The following is a 19,346-nucleotide window of genomic DNA, read 5'->3' on the forward strand; positions in this document are numbered from 1 at the left end:
CCATCCAACTCCCGCCACACACCATCCCAACAGGCCCGCCAAGTGCAACAAAGTGCTGGCTCTCGCGGCCTCGCGAGGTTGCATGCGGTCGCTGCGGCGGCACTGCTGTGTGCGAGCCTGACCCACCACACGGATGCGTCGGCACTGGCGCTGGGTCGTGTTGTCGTGCAATCCGCGCTGGGCGAGCCCTTGCGCGCCGAGATCGACGTTCCCGACATCAACGCGGAAGAAGCCGCCAGCCTTCGGGTTGGCCTGGCTTCGGGAGATACTTTCCGGGCAGCCGGCGTCGACGTGAATCCTGCGCTCGCCAATCTGCAGATCAGCCTGCAACGCCGCCCTGACGGCCGGGCCTTCCTGCGTCTGACCAGCTCTCGGCCAGTCACCGAGCCGTTCGTGGACCTGATTGTTGAAGCGAACTGGTCATCCGGACGTGTCGTGCGCGACTACACCCTGCTCTTTGATCCGCCAAGCCTGCGTGCCGCCACGCCGCAGCCGACCCCGATCGCACCGGGTGTGTCTTCGGCCGCGCAGGCACCCCGTGCCGCGCCTGCTCCCAGCGCTGTTCAGCCACAGGCTCAAGCCCCCAGGGCCGTTGCTACAGCGCCTGTCGCGCCACCCGCAACGCCCAGACCAGCCCCCGCCGCTGCACCGGCGCCCGCGCCCAGTTCGGCGGGCGGTGGTCAGGTGCGCGTGCAGGCAGGTGATACGGCAGGCGCCATTGCTGCAGCCAACAAACCTGCGAGCGTGTCGCTCGACCAGATGTTGGTGGCGATGCTGCAGCAAAACCCCAATGCGTTCATTTCGGGCAACGTCAACCGCTTGAAGTCGGGCGTCGTGCTCGACTTGCCAAGCGCTGCCCAGGCCAGCGCCGTGGCCCCAGGCGAGGCCCGTCAAACGATCAACGCCCAAAGCCGCGACTTCAACGAGTTCCGCAGGCGGCTTGCCGGCAGTGCGCCTGAAGCTGCCGTGGCAGCGGCCGACCGCCAGGCATCGGGGCGTGTGCAAACCGAGGTGAAGGACGCGAAGCCCGCGGCACCCGCTGCCGACAAATTGACACTGTCCAAGGAGGCAGCGCCAGGCCAGGCCGCCAACGAGGACAAGATCGCCAAAGAGCGTCAAGCCAAAGAAGCCTCTTCGCGCGTGGCAGAGCTCTCGCGCAACATCGAAGAGCTGTCCAAGCTGGGCAACCCGCCTGCCGCTCCGGCGGCACCCGCGGCCGCACAGACGCCGCCGCCGGCAGCGCCAGTGGTTGCACCACCCGCCGCGCCCGCACCGGCGCCCGCCCCCGCTGTCGCTGCACCCACCCCGCCTGCGACCGCAGCCACGCCAGCAACGGAAGCACCCGCTCCGACACCTCCCGCGGAGGCGCCTGCTGCAACCGCACCATCCACCACGCCCGCGCCCGTAAGGCCCCCGCTGCCCGCGCCTACGCCGCTGCCCGATGAACCCTCCTTCCTGGATCAGCTGCGCGAAAACCCGCTGACCTTGCCATTGGCGGGTGGCTTGCTGGCGCTGCTCGCGGCGTTTGGTATCTACCGCATGCGCCAGCGCAAAAATGGCTCCAGCGTGGACAGCTCGTTCCTCGAGAGCCGCCTCCAGCCAGACTCGTTCTTCGGCTCCAGCGGCGGACAGCGCATCGACACGGCTGAGTCGGTCGCTTCTGGCTCTTCCATGGTGTACTCGCCGAGCCAGCTCGACGCCGCCGGCGATGTGGACCCGGTGGCTGAGGCCGATGTGTACCTTGCCTATGGTCGCGACCTTCAGGCCGAAGAAATTCTCAAAGAGGCCATGCGCAGCACGCCGACGCGCGTGGCCATTCACAACAAGCTGCTGGAAATCTACGCCAAGCGCCGAGACGCTCGCGCGTTCGAAGTGGTGGCCACCGAGGCCTACGGTCTCACGCAGGGCCAGGGCCCCGAGTGGGAACATGCTTGCGAACTGGGCAAGGAGCTCGATCCTTCGAATCCGCTGTACCAACCCGGCGGCAGCCCTGCCGTCAAGGTCTCTGCCACGGCGGGTATTGCAGGCGCCGGCCTGAACACCATGCCCTTTGGCGCCAGCACCCTGGCCGAAACTGGCAAGCAGGCACTGCCATCGGGCATGGCCGATCTGGATCTCGACCTCGACTTTTCTCTGGATGAACCTGAGGCGCCCGCACCTTTGGCATCGCCTGTGGCGCCTGCCAGCACCGAGCCGCCGATGTCCAGCATGGATGACCTGAATGCCACGGAATCGCTGACCAGCCCAGTGGCCGAGAAAGACGGTCCTCCGTCGTCCATGTCGATGGACTTCGATCTGGACTTCCCGTCCGGTCCGGCGCCGTTGCAGGAAAACGCGCCTGAACCGATCTCGGCAGCAGAACGGTCTCCAACGCAAGACGCTCTGGATTCGCTCCCTTTCGACGACGGGCCGATCCTCAACCTCGACACACCAGCGGCGAACAGCGAGAGTGCTGCCAGCCCACCGCCTGCCGTCCCAGACATGATGTCGTTCGACCTGAACGGCATCAACCTGGACCTGGACCCTCCCGCAGCGGGTGAAGATGGCGATGCCGAAGGTCGCCTGACGGAAGAGAATCCGCTGGAGACCAAGTTGTCGCTTGCGGAAGAATTCCGCGCGATTGGTGACTTCGAAGGCGCCCGCTCGCTGGCCGAGGAAGTGCTGGCCGAAGCCTCTGGCTCGCTGAAGACCAAGGCGGGCACGTTCCTGGCCGACCTGGCCTGACGCGCGCTCGTCCCGGTTTCCGTCTTTGCCTTCAACCGCCCTGGAGCCGGACCGAACGCGCATTGCGCTGGGCGTCAGCTACAACGGTCGCGGGTATGAAGGCTGGCAAAGCCAGCCCAGCGGACGCACGGTACAAGACCAACTCGAACTGGCGCTGACCCGCTTCAGCGCCCAAGAGGCGGTTCACACCCTCTGTGCTGGCCGCACCGATGCTGGCGTGCACGGCCTCATGCAGGTGGTTCATTTCGACACGGCCCTGGATCGCCCCGAGAACGCCTGGGTGCGAGGGACCAACAGTTTTCTCCCCGATGACATCGCCGTGCAATGGGCGCGGCGCGTGCCGCTCAGCTTCCATGCCCGTGCAAGCGCCCGTTCACGCCGATACGCCTACGTATTGCTCGAGGCGCCCGTGCGGCCCAGCACCGACTCCGGCCAGGTGGGCTGGGTGTTCCGGCCACTCGATCTGGAGCCCATGGTCCTGGCAGCGCAGTCGCTGCTGGGCGAGCACGATTTCACGTCGTTTCGTGCAGCCCGCTGCCAGGCGCATTCGCCGGTCAAGCGCCTGATGCGGCTGGACATCTCCAGGCGAGGCAGCTACTGGCGATTCGAGTTCGAAGCCTCGGCTTTCCTGCATCACATGATCCGCAACATCATGGGATGCCTTATTGCCATCGGCAGCGGCAGCCGACCCGTCACGTGGATGTCGGACGTGTTGCTTGCCCGCAGCAGAGACGCTGCCGCGCCCACCTTTTCCCCCGACGGCCTGTACTTTCTCGGGCCCGTCTACGATGAAGGCCTGGGTTTGCCAGACCGCACGCCCGCCTTCGACTGGTTGCCATGACACCCCAACGCACGCGCATCAAAATCTGTGGACTCACCCGCGAAGCGGACGTCGACGCAGCTGCTCTCGCCGGGGCCGATGCCGTGGGATTCGTGCTGTATCCGGCGAGCCCGAGGCACGTGACCGCGCAACGCGCCAGTGAACTCGCACGACGCCTGCCGCCTTTCGTCACGCCGGTACTGCTGTTTGTGAACGCGGCGACACGAGACATCCAGCAGGCGTGTGAAGCCGTTCCGCAGGCATTGCTGCAGTTCCATGGCGACGAAACGCCCGCCGCGTGCGAGGCCGCTGGTCGCCCTTACCTTCGGGCGGCCCGCATTCCCACCGGACCCGCCGGGGCAGGCTTCGATCTCCTAAAATACGCGTCGGATTTCTCCACGTCTCAAGCCATCCTGCTTGATGCCCTCGTTGACGGCTATGGCGGCGGAGGTCAATCCTTCGACTGGAATGCCTTCCCTTGGTCACATCCGCTTCTAAACGCCAGCTCTCGCCTCGTTTTGTCTGGTGGACTCACGCCTGCAAACGTGATCGATGGCATCTCACGCGTACGGCCTTGGGCCGTTGACGTGAGCTCCGGGGTGGAAGCCGCCAAAGGCATCAAGGACCCCGACAAGATGCTCGCTTTCGTGGCCGCCGTGCGGGCGGCCGATGCACAGATTTCGCACCCGACCTGAATCCCCATCATGGGTGCAGACGGGCGCACCGACCGAGACACCCCATGACCGACTACCAGCAACCCGACACGAAGGGCCACTTTGGCATTTACGGCGGCAGTTTTGTGAGCGAAACCCTCACACACGCCATCAATGAGCTGAAGACCGCTTACGCCAGATACCAGCACGACCCCGAGTTTCTCGCCGAGTTCAAGCGCGAGCTCGCGCACTTCGTGGGCAGGCCCAGCCCGGTTTACCACGCGGCACGCATGAGCAGGGAAACGGGCGGCGCACAGATTTTCCTCAAGCGCGAAGACCTCAACCACACCGGTGCGCACAAGGTCAACAACACCATCGGCCAGGCCATGCTGGCGCGCCGCATGGGCAAGCCGCGCATCATTGCCGAGACGGGTGCCGGCCAGCACGGCGTGGCCACAGCCACCATCTGCGCCCGTTACGGACTGGAATGTGTGGTCTACATGGGCAGTGAAGACGTGAAGCGGCAAAGCCCGAACGTCTATCGCATGAAATTGCTGGGAGCGACCGTGGTACCGGTCGAGTCGGGCAGCAAGACCCTCAAGGACGCGCTCAATGAAGCCATGCGCGACTGGGTGGCCAATGTGGACAACACGTTCTACATCATCGGCACCGTGGCGGGGCCGCACCCGTATCCGATGATGGTGCGCGACTTCCAGAGCGTGATTGGTGAGGAGTGCCTGGTGCAGATGCCCCAGATGCTGAACGAGGCCGGCTGCAGGAGCGAACAGCCCGATGCGGTGGTGGCCTGCGTGGGAGGTGGCAGCAACGCCATGGGGATCTTCTATCCCTACATCAATCACGGCAGCACGCGGCTGATCGGTGTCGAGGCCGCGGGCGAGGGCCTGGACAGCGGCAGGCATTCGGCATCCCTGCAAAAAGGCAGCCCGGGTGTGCTGCACGGCAACCGCACCTATGTGCTGCAGGACGACAACGGCCAGGTGACCGAGACGCACAGTGTGAGCGCCGGCCTGGACTACCCGGGCGTCGGGCCCGAACACGCGTTCCTCAAAGACATCGGCCGCGCGGAATACGTGGGCATCACGGACACCGAGGCGCTGGAAGCGTTCCACTACCTGTGCCGCACCGAGGGGATCATCCCGGCGCTCGAGTCGAGCCACGCCGTGGCCTATGCCATGAAACTGGCGAGGACGATGACGCCGGATCAGTCGATTCTGGTGAACCTGTCCGGCCGTGGCGACAAGGACATCGGCACCGTCGCCGACCTCTCCAACGCCGACTTTTACTGCCGTCCGAGCTGCCGGGGGCAGTCGGTCAAAGGCGGTGTGGCCACCATCGAGGTGAAGAAATGAGCCGTATCGAAACGACCTTTGCAGCCTTGAAGAAGCAGGATCGCAAGGCCCTGATTCCCTTCGTCACCGCCGGCTTCCCCTACGCCGACATCACACCCGACCTGATGCACGGCATGGCGGAGGCAGGTGCCGACGTGATCGAGCTTGGCGTGCCCTTCTCCGACCCTTCGGCCGACGGCCCGGTGATCCAGAAGGCAGGTGACCGCGCACTTGCTGCCGGCATTGGTCTGGTTCAGGTGCTGTCCATGGTGCGCACGTTCCGCGAGCGCAACAGCACCACCCCCGTGGTGCTCATGGGCTATGCCAACCCGGTCGAGCGCTACGACCAGAAGCATGGTGCAGGTCATTTCGTGCGCGATGCGGCCGCCGCCGGCGTGGACGGCGTGCTGATCGTGGACTACCCACCCGAGGAGTGCGAAGCGTTCGCCACGTCACTGCGCGAACACGACATGAACCTCATCTTCCTGCTCGCGCCTACCTCCACCGATGAGCGCATGGCGCAAGTAGCCCGGGTGGCCAGTGGCTACGTGTACTACGTCTCGCTCAAGGGGGTCACGGGCGCTGGCACGCTCGATGTGGGCCAGGTCGAAGCCATGCTGCCGCGCATCCGTTCGCATGTGAGCGTGCCCGTGGGCGTGGGCTTTGGCATTCGGGATGCCGAGACCGCGCGCGCCATCAGCCGCACGGCCGATGCGGTGGTGATCGGCAGCAAGATCATCCAGTTGATCGAGAACGAACCGCACGAGAAAGTGGTCGCGGTCGCGGCCCAATTCCTTCGCACCATTCGGAAAGCGCTCGACGCATAATCCGCCCTCTGCGCCTTGCGGCGCCTCTGCACGGAGAACACCATGTCCTGGCTTGAAAAACTGCTGCCGCCCAAGATCACGCCCACCGACCCGACCGAGCGCCGCAGCGTGCCGGAAGGTCTGTGGATCAAGTGCCCGAGTTGCGAGGCGGTGCTCTACAAAAACGACCTGGAGAAGAACCAGAACGTCTGCCCCCACTGCAGCCATCACCACCGGGTGGGCGCACGCGCGCGGCTCAACGCCTTCCTTGATGCCGAAGGCCGTTATGAGATCGCCCAGGAAGTCATTCCCGTCGATGCGCTCAAGTTCAAGGACAGCCGCAAGTACCCGGAACGTCTGAAGGACGCGCTGGAGACGACCGGTGAAACCGACGCACTGATTGTCATGGGGGGCGCGGTGCGGGGCGTCAGCGTCGTCGTGGCCTGTTTCGAGTTTGATTTCATGGGTGGCTCCATGGGGTCGGTGGTCGGCGAGCGCTTCGTGCGCGGTGTCGAGGAAGCCATCGCACAAAAGGTGCCTTTCGTCTGCTTCACAGCCACCGGTGGCGCACGCATGCAAGAGGGTCTGCTCTCGCTCATGCAGATGGCCAAAACCAATTCAGCCCTCACGCGTCTGGCCAAGAAGGGCCTGCCGTACATCAGCGTGCTCACCGACCCGACCATGGGCGGCGTGAGCGCAGGCTTCGCCTTCCTGGGCGACGTGGTGATCGCCGAGCCCAAGGCGCTGATTGGCTTCGCAGGCCCTCGGGTGATCGAGAACACCGTGCGCGTGAAGCTGCCTGAAGGCTTCCAGCGCGCCGAATTCCTGCAGACCAAGGGCGCGGTGGACTTCATCTGTGACAGGCGCGAGCTGCGCGCCACCATCGCCAACGCGTTGGCGATGCTGCAGCGCCAGAGCGCCGATGCGGTGGTCGACGATTGAATTCCACGCCGGGTGCTGAGGCACTGACGCTGTCTCAACTGCCGCTGTTCCCCCTGCAAACCGTCCTGTACCCGGGCGGTTGGCTTCCCCTTCGCATCTTTGAGGTTCGCTACCTCGACATGATCGGCCGCTGCCACAAGGCGGGTGCGCCGTTTGGCGTGGTGTGCCTGAGCGAAGGCAGCGAAGTCAGGCGCCTGGATCCGGCCGCGCTGCCCAGCGGCGACGGATTTGCCAAAGAGGTGTTTCATGCCGTGGGCACACTGGCCCACATCGAGAGTCTGGAGCGCCCACAGCCTGGCCTGATGATGATCCGCTGCCGGGGTTTGCAAGGCTTTGACATTCAGCGCCGGCAGCAGCTACCGCACGGTCTGTGGGTGGCTGATGTTCAGTTGCGCCCGCCAGAGCCCGTGGTGCCCGTGCCCGAGCATCTCGCGCCGACCCGCGAAGGTCTTCAGCGCCTGCTGCGCAGCCTGCAGGAACGCGACCCCATGAGCCTTGAGCAACTGCCACTGCAGCCGCCCTACCAATGGGACGACAGCGGCTGGCTGGCCAACCGATGGGCCGAACTGCTGCCAGCCCCGGCCGAACTCAAACAGCGCCTGATGACGCTCGACAACCCGCTCCTGCGCCTGGAGCTGGTGTCGGATCTGCTGGACAAACTCGGGCTCGACAACGGCGCCTGATGCGCGACGCTTCAGGGCGTCAGCCCGGCAGCAGAGAGAGCGCCTGCATGTAGCGCTCGCTCACCATCAAGTCGTCCCACGGCACAGCGGCCATGCGGGGCAACAACGCGAGACGACGCTCCTCGCTCGCGGCACTGGGTTGCCAACGCCCATCCAACACCGCCTGCGACAGGGCGTTGATCGCCTCATCGATGGGCGCTCCCCCCTCCACCACCGACTGATTGCACAGCAACACGAGATCGCCGCCTGCGGTGAGGGCCGCAAGTGCCGCCTCGGTGAAGCTCACCTCATGCCCTGCGATCTGGCGAGCGGCCGCCATGCTGAGGTCGTCGCTGAAGATCGCGCCAGCGAAACCCAGTCGACGGCGAAGGATGTCTTGCAGCCAACGTGCCGAAAAACCCGCCGGGCGTGCGTCCACCTTCGGGTAGATCACATGCGCGGGCATCACCGCCTGCAGGCTGGCCGAGAGCCAGCCATACGGCGCAGCGTCCTCGGACAGGATGGTGCTGAGGCTGCGCCGATCCACGGGCACCGCCAGGTGAGAGTCGGCCTTCACGAAACCGTGTCCGGGGAAATGCTTGCCGCAGTTGCCCATGCCACTTTGCAGCAAGCCGTGCATGACGCCTTGCGCCAGCAGCGTGACCATGCGCGGGTCGCGCGCAAAGGCGCGGTCTCCAATCACCGAACTCTCGCCGTAATCCAGATCGAGAACCGGGGCAAAGGTCAGGTCCACACCACAAGCGCGCAGCTCGGCACCCAGAACGTAGCCACAGGCGGTCGCTGCGTTGATGGCGTGCAGCGCGGAGGCGCCCTCCGGCTCACCGGCCTTCGCGGGTCGCTGCCACCATTCGCCGAGCGTGGCCATCGCAGGCACATGGGTAAAGCCATCGGTGCGAAAGCGCTGCACGCGCCCACCTTCGTGATCCACCGCGATCAGCAGGTCGTGCCGCACGGCCTTGATCTGGCGGCACAGCGCAGTGAGCTGAAGGCGGTCCTTCCAGTTGCGCCCAAACAAGATGACGCCTCCCACCAGTGGGTGGGCCAGGCGCCGGCGGTCTGCGGTGGTCAGGCTGTGGCCAGCCACGTCAATGATGAGGGGTGCGTGTGAGTGCATGGCATGTTTGTTGATGGGAGGCAGGGCGCGTCATTCACGCTCCACCACCACGAAGCTGGCGGCGTAGTCGGTTTCGTCGGTCACCGTGACGTGCGCTCGCAGGCCCTGCGCTTCGAACCAGGTTTTCAGATCGCCGTACAGCACGATCACCGGTTGCCCGCTGGGCAGGTTGGCCACCTCGCAGGCTCGCCAGGTCATGGGCATGCGAATGCCCAGGCCCACCGCCTTGGAGAACGCTTCTTTCGCAGAAAAACGCGTGGCCAGGTAGCGCAGCCCGCGCTGCGGCCAGCGTGCGCTGCGCTTTTGCCAGACGGTGAATTCCGCATCGGTGAGTACCTTGCGGACGAAGCGCTCGCCTTGGCGCTGCAGCACGGCCTCGATGCGCCGTATGTCGCACACATCCGTGCCAATGCCGTAAATCATGGCGCGAAGGCGTCGTCTATGCAGCGGTTGTAGCTTGCCACCGTGGCGGCATAGCCCAGCTCAAGCGCATCCGCGATCAATGCGTGACCAATGGACACCTCCAGCACGCCGGGGACTGTGCGCAGGAATGCGGTGAGGTTGTCGCGATTCAGATCGTGTCCGGCATTGATCTCCAAGCCGGCTTGCGTGGCCGCTTGCGCCGCGGTCTTGAAGCGCTGCAGTTGCACGTTGCGCTCGGGTGTATTCCATGCAGCCGCATACGGCTCGGTGTACAGCTCCACCCGGTCGGCACCCACCGCTCTCGCCGCTGCCATCTGCCCGGGCTCGGCATCCATGAAGAGGCTGACGCGCGCGCCCAGTGCCTGCGCCTCGGCCACCAGGGGGCGAAGCCGCTCGGCATCAGCCGGGAATCGCCATCCGTGATCGCTGGTGAACTGACCTTCGCTGTCGGGCACGAAGGTCACCTGGTGCGGGCGCACCTCGCGCACGAAGCCCATGAGGTTGTGAAACGGGTTGCCCTCGATGTTGTATTCGCGATCCGGCCAGTCCTTGAGCAACGCCGCGAGCTCGCGCACATCATGGGCGCGGATATGGCGCTCGTCGGGCCGGGGATGGACAGTGATGCCCCTCGCACCGGCCTGAAGGCACAGCGTGGCCGCGCGGGTGACCGAAGGAATGCCCAGATGCCGGGTATTGCGCACCAGCGCCACCTTGTTGAGGTTCACCGACAGGGCGGTGGGCTGGTGCAAGGAGCGGGAAGCCTCGGTCATGATTCGGTCGCGGTGGGCAGAGGATCTGAAGTGGAGCCAGCGCCGTGGGGCGCTTCGGGCGGTCGGGTCATGGCCTGCACATCGAGCATCAGCTGACGCGTCTTGAACACCCGTACGCCGCAATGGTAGTGCAGCAGGTTGCGCAGCGGGATGCGTACTGCCTGCAAACAACCGGCGCACGCGCGCAAGGCAGGCAGGAAAGGGTCGGGCTCGTCCAAGGCGCTCTGCAAATCACCCCACTGCTCGCCCGTCAGGGCGTGTGGGTCAGCATCGTGCGCGGGCGCCAACCCGCTCTCGGGCACCAGCACATAGCGGCGCTGCCCGTCGAGGGGAGCCAGCGTCCCGCCCTCTGATGCCAGATCGGGAAGCAAGCCCACATCGCGCAGCAACAGAAGCTCGAACGCTCGCAATATCAACGGCTGGGCATCGGCCTTCTCTGCCAACAGCTGCACAGCCATCGCGAAGTGGTCAAACAATCGCTCATGGGGGTCGTCGCGCGCCAGCAAGCGCATGAGCAACTCGTTCAGGTAGCCGCCTGAAATCAAGGCCTCGCCCGTGGGCATGACGTGCCCGCCTTGCCACTGCGCCGCCTTGAGCGTACGCACTTCGGCATCCCCACTCCAGGAAATGAGCAAGGGCTGCAAAGGCAACAACACGGGACGGAACTGTGAGGTGGGCCGCTTCACCCCTTTGGCCACCAGAGCGACACGCCCGTGACGCCGGGTGAACACCTCCAGCACGAGACTGGTCTCGCTCCAGTCGTAGCGGTGCAGCACAAAAGCCGGCTCGTCGGAAAAGCGTTTCAACGCCATGCAGCACGGCCTCGTGTGTGCGCGGGCACCTCGGCAGCCTTGGGCTTTACTCGTAGCCGAACGAGCGCACCCGTGCGTCGTCGTCCGCCCAGCCCGAACGCACCTTGACCCACAGCTCCAGGAACACCTTGCAATCCCAGAGCTTCTCCAGCTCCTGCCGGGCTTCGGTACCGATGCGCTTGAGCTTTTCGCCCTTCTCACCGATCACCATGCCCTTGTGTCCCTCGCGCTCGACCACGATGGTGGCCGCGATGCGCTTGAGCGAGCCCTCTTCCTCGAACTTGTCGATGATGACCGTGGAGGTGTAGGGCAGCTCGTCGCCCGTGAGACGAAAGAGCTTCTCGCGCACCATCTCGCTGGCCATGAAGCGCTCGCTTCGGTCGGTCAGGTCGTCAGGATCGTGCATCCAGGGTTGCTGGGGCAGGTATTTTTCGCAGATGCCGAACAAGCGTTCGATGTCTTTGGCAGCCTTGGCCGACATCGGCACGAATTCCGCAAAGGGATGGCGCTCCTGCATGGAGCGCAACCAGGGCGCCAGATCGCCGCGACGGTGCACGAGATCGAACTTGTTGGCCACCAGCATCACCGGCACGTTGGCCGGCAGCAGCGACAACACCTTGGCGTCGGCCAGGTTGAATTGCCCCGCCTCAACCACAAAGAGAATAAGGTCGACATCGTTCACGGCCCCCAGCACGGTCTTGTTGAGCGCGCGGTTGAGCGCGTTGCCATGGCGCGTCTGAAAGCCGGGGGTGTCCACGAACACGAACTGCGTCGGCCCCACCGTGCGCATGCCGGTGATGCGGTGACGCGTGGTCTGCGCCTTGCGCGAGGTGATGCTGACCTTCTGACCCACCAGCGCATTGAGCAATGTGGATTTGCCGACATTGGGCTTTCCCACGATCGCCACGTACCCACACCGCTGGCTCTCCGGATCGGCAGGCGCAGCCGTGAGCGGCACTTCTTGCGGGTCTGCAGATTCAGCCGGCGAAGCGTGGTCGGCAGGAGGCGTGCCCTTGCCCAGAACGCGAGCCAGCATGGCGTCCAGATCGGGATTGGAAGGAGGTGAAGCGGGAGAGTGGGCCATGGATCAGGGTTGCGTGGCGGTTCGGGGAACGGCCGGGGAGTCGGAGGCCGCAGAGGTTACGCCCGCTGTCAAATGTTGCAGCATGGCCGCGGCGGCAGCTTGTTCGCCGGCCCGCCTTGAAGCACCGATCCCCCGCTCGCTGCGCCCAGTTTCAGTCACCGTGCACTCCACGTCAAAAGTCTGCTTGTGCGCCTCGCCGAGCGTGGCGACCACGCGGTAGACCGGCAGCTTCATTTTGCGCGCCTGCAGCCACTCCTGCAATTCGGTCTTGGGGTCTTTGCCCATCGCGCTCATTTGGGCATTGAGCTCGACACCGCTGTAGAGGCGGTGCACCAGCGCGGCAGCCACCTCAAAACCAGCATCGAGATACACCGCGCCAATCACGGCCTCCAGCGCATCGGCAAGGATGGAAGGTCTTTTGTGACCACCCGACCGCTTTTCTCCATCGCCCAGCCGCAGGCATGGCGACAAGCCGAGCTGCGAGGCAATCTGGAACAGCGTTTCCTGCTTGACCAAATTGGCCCTGACTCGGGACAGGTCGCCCTCAGGAAGCTGGCTGAGCTTTTCGAACAGCAAACCCGACACCGCCAGATTCAGCACAGAGTCTCCGAGAAACTCCAGTCGCTCGTTGTGATCGGCCGTAAAGCTGCGATGCGTGAGCGCGCGCTCAAGCAGGCGCGGGTTGGCAAAGGGGTGTTGGAGGCGCTGTTGCAGCGCCAGCATGTCGGGGCTCAAGGGGCGCTGCGCCCAACGGTGCATCTGCGCTGTACAACGCTCATCACTTAGAACGGCCTTCGTACTTCATCACGAGGTGCGCGGGACCTGCGAGGTGAATCTCGCGCTGGTAGGCAAAAGACACCACCACGCGATCCCCCTCTTTACCCACCGTCAAATCCTTGCCCGCGACGGTGCGAATGTCATCGATGCTCGCCGCCTTGTCGAAAAGACTGCGCACTTCAGCCACCGTGCTACCGCTCGCCGCCTTGTCGACCGCCTTCTGCACGGCGAGGTACTCGATATACGTGGGGGCCACCTGGGCCAGGATGACACCAGAGTAGGCGAGGAGGATGCCGACGATGAGCAGGCCGACAAAGGTCAGCCCCCGTTGTTTTTGTCTCAGTTTCATGCGTTCACCCTGTTGAAACCACCAACGGCCTCACTCGAACGACCCGATACGTCCGAGATCGCCAAAATTCATCCAGACAAAAAAAGCTTTGCCAACGATGTTCGCCTCTGGCACAAAACCCCAGTAGCGGGAGTCCAGCGAGTTGTCGCGATTGTCGCCCATCATGAAATAGTGGCCAGGCGGCACCTTGCAGGTCACCCCCTCCACCGTATACCGGCAGGCATTGCTGAACGGAAACTGCGCCGTACCTTGTATGAAGGCGGGCCGATCGTCGTCGTTGAGCGTGTTGTAGCTGCGTGCGTCGAGCGTCTCGCGGAACTGACGGGCGTAGCGCATGGTTTCGCTGTCAAAGAACTCTGGCTGTGCCACACGGGGAACTGGCTTTCCGTTGACCGTGAGCTGCTTGTTCAAGTAAGCAACCTCATCGCCCGGAACACCAATCACGCGCTTGATGTAGTCCAGGCTGGGCTGAGGCGGGTAGCGAAAGACCATAACGTCGCCCCGCTTGGGTTCGTTGTTGGCCAGAAGCTTGGTGTTGAACACCGGCAAACGCACTCCGTAGTGAAATTTGTTGACCAGTATGAGGTCGCCCACACGCAAGGTGGGAATCATGGAACCAGACGGTATCTTGAAGGGCTCGAACAGAAACGAGCGCAGCACGAACACCGCCAGAATCACCGGGAAGAGCCCCGCCGTCCAGTCCAACCACCAAGGCTGGGCCAGCAACTTGTGGCGCGCGGTTTCCACATCGCCTTCAATGTGCGTGAAACCTTGCTTGAGAAGCGCCTCCTTGCGGGTGTTGTGCTCCAACAGCAACTGGTCTGCCGCTCGCCGGCGTTTGGGCAGGAAGACCAATTTTTCGATCACCCAGTACACGCCCGTCACTGCCGTGGCGAGCATCAGCAACACGGCAAAGTTGCCCTCCACGACGCCGGTGTACCAGGCCCCCGCATAGGCAACAAATGCCGCGAGGATCACCGCAGTGATCGTTCCCATGACCGCCGGCATCAGTCTTGCACCTGCAAAATGGCGAGGAAAGCCTCTTGGGGAACTTCGACCGAGCCAATCTGTTTCATGCGCTTCTTGCCTGCTTTCTGTTTTTCGAGAAGTTTGCGTTTGCGGGTGATGTCGCCGCCGTAGCATTTTGCCAGCACGTTCTTGCGCAGCGCCTTGATCGTTTCGCGCGCGATCACGTTGCCACCGATGGCCGCCTGAATGGCCACATCGAACATCTGGCGACTGATGATCTCACGCATCTTCGCCGCCACCGCACGACCCCGGTACTGCGCCTGCGTGCGGTGCACGATGATGGACAGCGCGTCCACCTTCTCGCCGTTGAGCAGGATGTCGACCTTCACCACATCGGAGGCGCGGTACTCCTTGAACTCGTAGTCCATCGAGGCATACCCACGGCTGACCGATTTCAGTTTGTCGAAAAAGTCCAGCACGATCTCACCGAGCGGCATGTCGTAGGTCAGCATGACCTGCTTGCCGTGGTAGGCCATGTTGATCTGCAGGCCGCGCTTCTGGTTGGCCAGCGTCATGACCGCACCGACATACTCTTGAGGCATGTAGAGGTGGACGGTCACGATAGGCTCGCGAATTTCATCGATGCGGCCCTGATCGGGCATCTTGGATGGGTTCTCCACCATGATCACCTCGCCGTCGGGCTTGACGACCTGGTAGACCACGCTCGGGGCGGTGGTGATCAGATCCTGATCGAACTCGCGCTCCAGCCGCTCCTGCACGATTTCCATGTGCAGCAGTCCCAGGAAGCCGCAGCGAAAACCGAAGCCCAACGCCTGAGAGACTTCAGGCTCGTAGTGGAGCGACGCATCGTTGAGCTTGAGTTTTTCCAGTGCGTCGCGCAGAGCGTCGTACTGGTTCGCTTCTGTGGGATAGAGGCCCGCAAACACCTGTGGCTGCACCTCCTTGAACCCGGGCAGCGCTTCGGCAGCAGGTCCGGCGTTGTTCGGCAGCTTTTTCTCCAGCGTGATGGTGTCACCCACCTTTGCCGCTTGCAGCTCCTTGATGCCCGCAATGATGTAACCGACCTCACCCGCCTCCAGCGATTCGCGCGGCTCGTTGGCTGGCGTGAACACGCCAAGGTTATCGGCGTTGTAGACGGTGTTGGTGGCCATCATCTTGAAGCGCTCGCCCTTCTGCAACCGCCCGTCGACCACCCGCACCAACATCACCACGCCGACATAGGCGTCATACCAGCTGTCCACGATCATGGCGCGCAATGGTGCGTCAGGCCGGCCCTTGGGAGGTGGGATACGAGCAACCACGGCCTCCAGGATGTCTTCCACACCCAGACCCGTTTTCGCCGAGCAAGGGATCGCATCGGTGGCATCGATCCCGATCACATCTTCGATCTCGCTTTTGGCGTTCTCTGGATCTGCGTTGGGCAAATCCATCTTGTTGAGCACCGGCACCACTTCGACACCCAAGTCGAGCGCGGTGTAGCAGTTGGCCACTGTCTGCGCCTCAACACCTTGACTGGCATCGACCACCAACAACGCGCCTTCGCAGGCGGACAGGGAGCGCGACACCTCATACGAAAAGTCGACATGCCCGGGCGTGTCGATCAAGTTGAGGTTGTAAACCTCGCCGTTGCGGGCCTTGTACTTGAGAGCAGCCGTCTGCGCCTTGATGGTGATACCGCGCTCTTTCTCGATGTCCATCGAGTCGAGCACCTGCTCGCTCATCTCACGGTCGGACAACCCACCGCACAGGGAAATGATCCGGTCAGCGAGCGTGGACTTGCCATGATCGATGTGCGCGATGATCGAAAAATTGCGGATGTGGTTCATCAGGAAACGACTCGGGAACGAAAAAACCGCAGGTTCACGCAGGAACGGGCGGCCATAAAAAAGGGCGCGTCAGCTGCTGACGCGCCCGTAACCAACAATCAATGGCAACTGCGATAGTTGGGGTTTCATTGTAGGCAAAAAGCCCGGAATGCACACCCCAAACCCGCCAGGATTGCCCTGTTGCAGCGCAGCAACATTCAAATTTTTGCACAGGTTATCCACAGAAAGAGAGGGCAACTTGTGCGTGGCTTGTGGATGAACCGATCCAGAGGCGCTGGACTTCCACATCGTGAATCGTCCTGCCAACACCAGATGTGAATCAGCTCACAACCGCTCGCATTTTAGCGAATTCAGACACAAGACAGGTAATGATTGTGAGCATTCACTAACAAACAGGATGCTGAGACGCTCGGAGGGTGGGCAAAACAAGATGTGGTGAATCAGCCACCGCGCTCAATAACCCGCATGCCCTTCAGCACTTCAGGGGTATTGAGCGCGAACACGAACTTCAGCGGGGCGCCCGGATGACGGCGTACTGCGCCCACTCGCCGCGGCGGAACAGCACATTGATGGGTCGCGATTTCTCCAACTTGCTCAGTGCCGCCTCCACATCTTTCACGCTGGCGGTCTCGACATTGGCAATCGCCACAATCACGTCACCCTCACGAAGCCCCGCACGTGCCGCAGCGCCCTCTGCCGATGCCACGCGCACGCCGCCTTTGAGATTGAGCTCTTTTTTCTCTGCCGCCGACAACTCGGCCAGGCTCAAACCCAATGCCTGGAGCGCATTGCTGGCCTGCGGTTTGACCGCCTCTGGCGCAGAGGCCTTTGCCTCCGTGCGTTCAGGCTCGAGCTCGGCCACGATGATCGACAGCTCACGCTGGCTGCCGCGCCGAAAGACTGTGATGCTGCTCTTGTTGCCCGGCTTGGTGTTACCCACCAGCCGCGGCAGATCGACCGACTTGTCGATGTCCTTGCCATCGAACTTCACGATGATGTCACCGGGCTCAACCCCCGCTTTGGACGCAGGCGAGTTGGGTTCCACACCCCTCACGAGAGCGCCCTTGGGCTGCCCCAGGCCAATGGCCTCCGCCACGTCCTTGCTGACCTGATCGATCTGGACGCCGATGCGGCCACGGGTCACACGACCGCTCGTCTTGAGCTGATCGGACACACGCACGGCTTCATCGATTGGAATGGCGAACGAAATCCCCTGGAAACCGCCTGATCGGGAATAAATCTGGCTGTTGATGCCCACCACTTCGCCACGCATGTTGATCAGCGGCCCACCCGAGTTGCCTGGATTGATGGCCACGTCGGTCTGGATGAACGGGAGAAAGTCACCGGTATCGCGCTGCTTGGCGCTCACGATGCCGGCCGTCACCGTGTTCTCAAGACCAAACGGCGAGCCAATGGCCATCACCCATTCGCCCACGCGCAGACGGTTGACGTCGCCAATCTTCACTGCGGTCAGGCCGGTGACGTCAATCTTCACCAGCGCCACATCGGTGCGCTTGTCCGCGCCGACCAGCTTGGCCTTGAACTCGCGCTTGTCGGGCAAGGTGACGATGAGTTCATCCGCGCCGTCGACGACGTGTGCGTTGGTCATGATGAGGCCATCCGCACTCAACACAAACCCCGAGCCCACGCCGCGTGGTTGAGCCTCCTCCGAGGGGGCACGGTCCTGGCGAGGCGTCCTGGGTGTCACACCCGGTGGAATCGGGATACCGAAGCGCTTGAAGAACTCGAGCATTTGCTCATCTGGGGAGCCGCCAGCGGCGCCCTCTTTCGCTCGCTCCAGAGTCCGGATGTTGACCACTGAAGGACCCACCAGGTCCACCAGATCGGTGAAGTCAGGCAAGCCACGCACGCTGGCCGCAGGCGGTACCGTCGGCACGACAGGGGCTTGAGCGAGGGCGGAGGTGTGAAAAACCAAAGCGGTGCCGCCGCCAGCTGCGAGGACGATCGCGGGCAGCAAGGCGCGCAGAGATGAGCCAGTGGTGCGGACATGCGTCATGGTGATCCTTTAACAGGTACGCAAAGCAAGGAAGAAAGCAAAACAAATGACAGCCACCCGGCGGCAACGCCTCGTGGCGAAGTGAAGCGCCTCCGGCGGCTCCCGGGCCAGCTTACCGTGTTCGCTCCAGTGCAGCGGCGAAACGCCGCAACGTGGGCGCAGGCACTTCGCCAATGACGGTGAGCCAATAATCACCCACGCGACGGTTCACGGAATGTGTCGCGCCCACCTCTGCCATGGATTCTTGGGAGTGTCGTTGCGAATCGAAGGGCTCCACAAACAAAGACACGGAAGCAAGGCCATCTGAAAACACCCATTGCATGGATGAGGCACTCGACCCTTGCGCGCCAGCGCCGGGCGTATCGCGCGTGTGGCAACTCATGGGGGTGAAGCCAGGAACCGGCTCCTTGAGGCGCCAACCTTCCGCTTCGGCGGTGGTCTTTTTCAAAATGGGCTTGTGAACTTCGTAGCCCCGCGTGTCCTTCATGAGCTTGGTGAGCTTTTCCATGCTCACAGGCGCATCAAGCTGCAGCTCGGAGAATGCCACTTGCTCCAGAACCGTGCCGCGCTCACCCAGGGTTTGCAGCTTCACGACAAGCCCGGTCTGGCGCTCGGACCAGATGCGATATCCAAAGCGCAGGTCATCGCGCGGCAGGATTTCGACCATGTCTGCCACATGACCAGCGATCCGCTGAACACCCACTTCCTGGGCGCTGTAAAACTGGGGAATCACGTTGCTGGGTGTGCGCAGCAGCTCTGGAAACATTCCCAGCGACTCCCGCTTCTCCACGATCGCCGTTTTCGCGTCGGGCACGAAGGTGATGACTTCCTTGTTGCGGCGAATGGTGGTTCGCGGGGCACCGGTCAACGTATCCACCCGCTCCATCTGCTGAGCGCCGTCGCACACGTGCCAGATCTTGGAGGCCGACATGGAACTGCCCGCCGACACCACCAGCGTACCGATGTAGGAACGCTGACGCGAGGCTTCATGCATGCGGGTGAGCCACTCATTGACACTGCGCGCGTTCGCAGGGTTCTGCAGCGCATTCTGCGCGTGCACTGGCGACATGAATCCAGACGCCAAAGCGACCAACGCGGCCGCCCCCCACCGCCGCATGACCGGCCTGCGAGCATCCAGGCCGCGCGATTGCAACGCGGAACGTGCGTCGTCACCATGAAAAGGCAGAGGCGAAGCAAACGTCATGGC

At 63.4% G+C, this 19,346-nt stretch carries 19 protein-coding genes; 7 read left to right on the forward strand and 12 right to left on the reverse strand.

What is annotated here, in order from left to right:
* Positions 1-42 precede the first annotated feature (42 nt).
* The 7 genes from KXJ60_RS17965 to KXJ60_RS17995 are packed head-to-tail and all read left to right on the forward strand — an operon-like array spanning position 43 to position 7,977.
* Positions 43-2,724, forward strand: a complete 2,682-nt coding sequence (locus KXJ60_RS17965) for a FimV/HubP family polar landmark protein (protein WP_291131120.1) — start codon at positions 43-45, stop codon at positions 2,722-2,724.
* A 25-nt stretch (positions 2,725-2,749) separates the two neighbouring features.
* Positions 2,750-3,565: a tRNA pseudouridine(38-40) synthase TruA gene (gene truA, locus KXJ60_RS17970; protein ID WP_291131122.1), complete on the forward strand. Its 816-nt coding sequence runs from the start codon at positions 2,750-2,752 to the stop codon at positions 3,563-3,565.
* A complete protein-coding gene (locus KXJ60_RS17975) occupies positions 3,562-4,239 on the forward strand; it encodes a phosphoribosylanthranilate isomerase (RefSeq protein WP_291131123.1) in 678 nt (225 codons plus the stop codon). Before truA ends, KXJ60_RS17975 begins: the two co-directional genes overlap by 4 nt.
* 44 nt (positions 4,240-4,283) lie before the next feature.
* Complete coding sequence (gene trpB / locus KXJ60_RS17980; protein WP_291131125.1) at positions 4,284-5,567, forward strand: tryptophan synthase subunit beta; 1,284 nt, start codon at positions 4,284-4,286, stop codon at positions 5,565-5,567.
* The gene (trpA, locus tag KXJ60_RS17985) at positions 5,564-6,373 is read left to right on the forward strand and encodes a tryptophan synthase subunit alpha (protein WP_291131127.1); all 810 of its coding nucleotides are present in this window, start codon (positions 5,564-5,566) and stop codon (positions 6,371-6,373) included. Before trpB ends, trpA begins: the two co-directional genes overlap by 4 nt.
* A 42-nt stretch (positions 6,374-6,415) precedes the next feature.
* A complete protein-coding gene (accD, locus tag KXJ60_RS17990; protein ID WP_291131128.1) occupies positions 6,416-7,294 on the forward strand; it encodes an acetyl-CoA carboxylase, carboxyltransferase subunit beta in 879 nt (292 codons plus the stop codon).
* A complete protein-coding gene (locus tag KXJ60_RS17995) occupies positions 7,291-7,977 on the forward strand; it encodes an LON peptidase substrate-binding domain-containing protein (RefSeq protein ID WP_291131130.1) in 687 nt (228 codons plus the stop codon). The genes accD and KXJ60_RS17995 overlap by 4 nt, the downstream gene beginning before the upstream one ends.
* Before the next feature lie 19 nt (positions 7,978-7,996).
* On the opposite strand, the gene nagZ is transcribed toward KXJ60_RS17995, so the two are convergent.
* The 12 genes from nagZ to KXJ60_RS18055 form a co-directional block, all read right to left on the reverse strand.
* Positions 7,997-9,091, reverse strand: a complete 1,095-nt coding sequence (gene nagZ, locus KXJ60_RS18000) for a beta-N-acetylhexosaminidase (protein ID WP_291131132.1) — start codon at positions 9,089-9,091, stop codon at positions 7,997-7,999.
* Positions 9,092-9,121: 30 nt separating this feature from the next.
* Positions 9,122-9,514 (reverse strand): holo-ACP synthase, encoded by a 393-nt coding sequence (gene acpS, locus KXJ60_RS18005; protein ID WP_291131134.1) that lies wholly within the window; start codon positions 9,512-9,514, stop codon positions 9,122-9,124.
* The gene (locus tag KXJ60_RS18010) at positions 9,511-10,284 is read right to left on the reverse strand and encodes a pyridoxine 5'-phosphate synthase (protein WP_291131136.1); all 774 of its coding nucleotides are present in this window, start codon (positions 10,282-10,284) and stop codon (positions 9,511-9,513) included. The genes acpS and KXJ60_RS18010 overlap by 4 nt, the downstream gene beginning before the upstream one ends.
* Entirely contained in the window at positions 10,281-11,096 is an 816-nt protein-coding gene (gene recO, locus KXJ60_RS18015) for a DNA repair protein RecO (protein ID WP_291131138.1), read from the reverse strand. The genes KXJ60_RS18010 and recO overlap by 4 nt, the downstream gene beginning before the upstream one ends.
* A 46-nt stretch (positions 11,097-11,142) precedes the next feature.
* Positions 11,143-12,132, reverse strand: a complete 990-nt coding sequence (gene era, locus KXJ60_RS18020) for a GTPase Era (protein WP_291131140.1) — start codon at positions 12,130-12,132, stop codon at positions 11,143-11,145.
* 51 nt (positions 12,133-12,183) lie between these two features.
* Positions 12,184-12,903 carry a ribonuclease III gene (rnc, locus tag KXJ60_RS18025; RefSeq protein ID WP_291131142.1) on the reverse strand — a complete coding sequence of 240 codons (720 nt, stop codon included), beginning with the start codon at positions 12,901-12,903 and terminating at the stop codon, positions 12,184-12,186.
* A 55-nt stretch (positions 12,904-12,958) separates the two neighbouring features.
* Positions 12,959-13,306 (reverse strand): DUF4845 domain-containing protein, encoded by a 348-nt coding sequence (locus KXJ60_RS18030; protein WP_291131144.1) that lies wholly within the window; start codon positions 13,304-13,306, stop codon positions 12,959-12,961.
* Positions 13,307-13,336: 30 nt separating this feature from the next.
* The gene (lepB, locus tag KXJ60_RS18035) at positions 13,337-14,302 is read right to left on the reverse strand and encodes a signal peptidase I (protein WP_291131145.1); all 966 of its coding nucleotides are present in this window, start codon (positions 14,300-14,302) and stop codon (positions 13,337-13,339) included.
* Positions 14,303-14,313: 11 nt separating this feature from the next.
* On the reverse strand, positions 14,314-16,122 hold the full coding sequence (gene lepA / locus KXJ60_RS18040; protein WP_291131146.1) for a translation elongation factor 4: 1,809 nt from the start codon (positions 16,120-16,122) through the stop codon (positions 14,314-14,316).
* Positions 16,123-16,191: 69 nt separating this feature from the next.
* A complete protein-coding gene (locus KXJ60_RS18045; RefSeq protein WP_291131147.1) occupies positions 16,192-16,410 on the reverse strand; it encodes a hypothetical protein in 219 nt (72 codons plus the stop codon).
* Positions 16,411-16,630: 220 nt separating this feature from the next.
* Positions 16,631-18,139: a Do family serine endopeptidase gene (locus KXJ60_RS18050; RefSeq protein WP_291131148.1), complete on the reverse strand. Its 1,509-nt coding sequence runs from the start codon at positions 18,137-18,139 to the stop codon at positions 16,631-16,633.
* Between the two features lie 112 nt (positions 18,140-18,251).
* Positions 18,252-19,343 carry a MucB/RseB C-terminal domain-containing protein gene (locus tag KXJ60_RS18055; protein ID WP_291131150.1) on the reverse strand — a complete coding sequence of 364 codons (1,092 nt, stop codon included), beginning with the start codon at positions 19,341-19,343 and terminating at the stop codon, positions 18,252-18,254.
* Positions 19,344-19,346 lie beyond the last annotated feature (3 nt).

It is taken from the genome of Hydrogenophaga sp., from assembly GCF_019264445.1.
In the GTDB taxonomy this organism is placed as follows: domain Bacteria; phylum Pseudomonadota; class Gammaproteobacteria; order Burkholderiales; family Burkholderiaceae_C; genus Hydrogenophaga.

Excerpts from the sequence above, each read along its gene's own strand:
- KXJ60_RS18010 (WP_291131136.1), bottom strand. The coding sequence starts at position 10,284 with ATGACCGAGGCTTCCCGCTCCTTGCACCAGCCCACCGCCCTGTCGGTG.
- KXJ60_RS17975 (WP_291131123.1), top strand. The coding sequence starts at position 3,562 with ATGACACCCCAACGCACGCGCATCAAAATCTGTGGACTCACCCGCGAA.
- KXJ60_RS18045 (WP_291131147.1), bottom strand. The coding sequence starts at position 16,410 with ATGTGGAAGTCCAGCGCCTCTGGATCGGTTCATCCACAAGCCACGCAC.
- accD (WP_291131128.1), top strand. The coding sequence starts at position 6,416 with ATGTCCTGGCTTGAAAAACTGCTGCCGCCCAAGATCACGCCCACCGAC.
- acpS (WP_291131134.1), bottom strand. The coding sequence starts at position 9,514 with ATGATTTACGGCATTGGCACGGATGTGTGCGACATACGGCGCATCGAG.
- KXJ60_RS18030 (WP_291131144.1), bottom strand. The coding sequence starts at position 13,306 with ATGAAACTGAGACAAAAACAACGGGGGCTGACCTTTGTCGGCCTGCTC.
- trpA (WP_291131127.1), top strand. The coding sequence starts at position 5,564 with ATGAGCCGTATCGAAACGACCTTTGCAGCCTTGAAGAAGCAGGATCGC.
- era (WP_291131140.1), bottom strand. The coding sequence starts at position 12,132 with ATGCTGGCTCGCGTTCTGGGCAAGGGCACGCCTCCTGCCGACCACGCT.
- rnc (WP_291131142.1), bottom strand. The coding sequence starts at position 12,903 with ATGCTGGCGCTGCAACAGCGCCTCCAACACCCCTTTGCCAACCCGCGC.
- lepA (WP_291131146.1), bottom strand. The coding sequence starts at position 16,122 with ATGAACCACATCCGCAATTTTTCGATCATCGCGCACATCGATCATGGC.
- KXJ60_RS18050 (WP_291131148.1), bottom strand. The coding sequence starts at position 18,139 with ATGACGCATGTCCGCACCACTGGCTCATCTCTGCGCGCCTTGCTGCCC.
- nagZ (WP_291131132.1), bottom strand. The coding sequence starts at position 9,091 with ATGCACTCACACGCACCCCTCATCATTGACGTGGCTGGCCACAGCCTG.
- recO (WP_291131138.1), bottom strand. The coding sequence starts at position 11,096 with ATGGCGTTGAAACGCTTTTCCGACGAGCCGGCTTTTGTGCTGCACCGC.
- trpB (WP_291131125.1), top strand. The coding sequence starts at position 4,284 with ATGACCGACTACCAGCAACCCGACACGAAGGGCCACTTTGGCATTTAC.
- KXJ60_RS18055 (WP_291131150.1), bottom strand. The coding sequence starts at position 19,343 with ATGACGTTTGCTTCGCCTCTGCCTTTTCATGGTGACGACGCACGTTCC.
- lepB (WP_291131145.1), bottom strand. The coding sequence starts at position 14,302 with ATGGGAACGATCACTGCGGTGATCCTCGCGGCATTTGTTGCCTATGCG.